This window comes from Alteromonas sp. G4i35 (assembly GCF_054960375.1).
Window position 1 is genome coordinate 1 of the sequence record NZ_JBHNZD010000058.1, and the last position, 1,932, is coordinate 1,932.

General features: G+C 42.9%; 2 protein-coding genes. Both read left to right on the forward strand.

Features of this window, described 5'->3' with window-relative positions; genetic code table 11:
• Nucleotides 1-91: 91 nt before the first annotated feature.
• On the forward strand, nt 92-880 hold the full coding sequence (locus ACFI6L_RS20175) for a toll/interleukin-1 receptor domain-containing protein (protein WP_342326361.1): 789 nt from the start codon (nt 92-94) through the stop codon (nt 878-880).
• A 528-nt stretch (nt 881-1,408) separates the two neighbouring features.
• On the forward strand, nt 1,409-1,693 hold the full coding sequence (locus tag ACFI6L_RS20180; protein WP_462574695.1) for a hypothetical protein: 285 nt from the start codon (nt 1,409-1,411) through the stop codon (nt 1,691-1,693).
• The last annotated feature ends 239 nt before the right edge of the window (nt 1,694-1,932 follow it).

Sequence of the window (1,932 nt, forward strand, 5' to 3'; positions counted from 1 at the left end):
TACACGCGGGGCGGCTTCGCCATTATGCCCCACATGTCTGCGCCCGTTATTGGAAAGTTAGGCGCCGATTAAACAACAGAGGATGTTAAAAATGATATTTCTATCTCACAACCACAAAGACAAAGCAGTTGTAGAACAAATTGCAATTAGACTTAGAGACACTTTTGGTCAACATAATGTCTTTTATGATTCGTGGTCGATGCAACCAGGCGACGGCATCGTTGATAAAATGAATGAAGGTCTCGGCAACTGCAAACTGTTTTTGTTCTTCGTTTCTTCCAATAGCCTCCAGAGCAAGATGGTCGAACTGGAATGGCAAAGTGCAGTTATGCGAGCATCTGGAGGATTAACAAAGATCATACCTATAAAACTAGATGGTTGTTTAATGCCTCCGATTTTGACTCAAAGCATTTATATCGACCTATTCGGTCAAGGTATTGAAGTTGCGCTTAGACAAATAGTAGATGTGATATCAGGCAAAAATACATTTAGCCCTGGCCCTCAACAATTCTCCAATTTGAAAGCATATTTCTATCAAGAGGGAATAAACACTGTTGTTGAATGTATTGCAGAACACTTTATGGAGCCAAAGTCACATTTCTTGTTTTTGTTAGACAACACAGAATCTGAGCTAGGCTTTAATCTTAAATCAAGCTCAATGTATCAAGGAGGATTTAATACCGGCATCAAGTTGAATAACGGATTGACTCACAATGCCCAAATGATGTCCGTAGAAAGTGGTACCGTGCCCGGTTTCCCATTCGTAGTAGAGATTCTTCCTAAAAATAACGCCACGGTTAAATTACGAGGAGTAATGCATGAGAAAAAACAGAACTACTGGGAACCTATTCCTCTTATTAACGGCAAACCAAGCGCCTAACAAAGCGCTAAACTCGCTCACTTCGTTCACTGGGACAGTAACGCAGCGGCGCTTCGCAATTATGCCGCTACGTCACTGCCCGTTAGCTTAGCGTTATAAGGCGTCAGCCTAAACTGCGTTTGGCTTAATAAAAAATTCAGCACATCTACCCCCACCTGTTTTCATTAACATCGCTCTAGCTTGTGGTAGGTTTAAATCCGCCGCCTTCACTTTAAAGGTGGTGTAATAGGCGCTTTACCTTCAAGCTCTTATTTTCAGACAGCAAGCGCCATTACACTCGGTAGCTCAGATGGCGGCTAGTTTCAGTCAAATCAAAAACATCATTGCAAAGTCGTTTTGCTTGTTTGTGTTAACAATCAATCGTATGCTGGCTTTATCAGTTTTTAAACAGACCAAAGGAACTGGCTCTGCTTCTAACAAAGCGCTAAAGACCACTCCCTTCGGTCGCTCGGACGCATTTACGCGGGGCGGCTTCGCCATTGTGCCCCACGCAACTGCGCCGCTTAGCTTAATGTTAGGTTTTCATTCATGCCTATTAAAATATCTGATCATTTAAACAAAGATGATAATGGTAAAAGCACAGTTATCGCGTGGCTTTTACCAGACAACTGGCGTCTTCCAGATCAGATGGAAGCGTTTGAGAGTTGGTTGCAAGAAAATAGAAGTTTAGCCCCAAGTGAGTATTCAGCAGATATTGGCTTCTCCCCAAGGGAAGACGCATTGGGTGGTGGAGGTAAAGTGTCTATTGAATCCATGGAAATCATGCTTCGTTTAGGACTGGAGCTCTATTTATCAGAGTATCCAGAGGACTAGGATGTTTAACCACAAACCTAACAAGCCAATAAACTCACACACTTCGTTCACTGGGACGCATACACGCAGGGCGGCTTCGCCATTATGCCCTACGTGCCTGCGCCCGTTATTGAAAAGTTAGGTGTCAGGGATGAAAACGATACTACTGTCATTTTTTATCATTGTATTAGCTGGGTGCACATCAGTCGCCAAACCTACTATTCATCTCCATTCAAACGGAGTTAGTAAGACAAAGTTAA

Coding starts and splice junctions, on each gene's coding strand:
- ACFI6L_RS20175 (WP_342326361.1), top strand. CDS start 92: ATGATATTTCTATCTCACAACCACAAAGACAAAGCAGTTGTAGAACAA.
- ACFI6L_RS20180 (WP_462574695.1), top strand. CDS start 1,409: ATGCCTATTAAAATATCTGATCATTTAAACAAAGATGATAATGGTAAA.